The sequence below is a fragment of the Alkalibacterium sp. m-11 genome, assembly GCF_054658155.1.
The window spans coordinates 1-255 of record NZ_BAAGIR010000523.1 but is presented as its reverse complement, the minus strand read 5'-3'; the positions used below and the strand labels follow the sequence as shown (position 1 = coordinate 255).

Annotated in this window: 1 protein-coding gene; it reads left to right on the top strand. The window is 32.9% G+C overall.

Going from position 1 to position 255, the window contains the following annotated elements; all coding sequences use genetic code 11:
• Nucleotides 1-255 (top strand): reverse transcriptase domain-containing protein (locus ACYQ2O_RS13435; protein ID WP_459783904.1); only part of this gene is annotated, 255 nt, incomplete at both ends.

The following is a 255-nucleotide window of genomic DNA, read 5'->3' as shown; positions in this document are numbered from 1 at the left end:
ATGGCTTTCGAAAAGGTCGAAACGCCCATCAAGCAATTGAACAAGTACAACAATATTATGAGGAAGGTTATCGTATTGCGGTAGATTGTGATTTAAAGAATTATTTCGATACAATTAATCATCAAAAATTACGAAATTATCTGGAATACTATATACAAGACAAAATCGTTCTAAAATTAATTTGGAACTTCCTCAAATCGGGTATTTTAGACCAAGACTTTTATGTTGAAACAGATATGGGGACACCACAAGGTG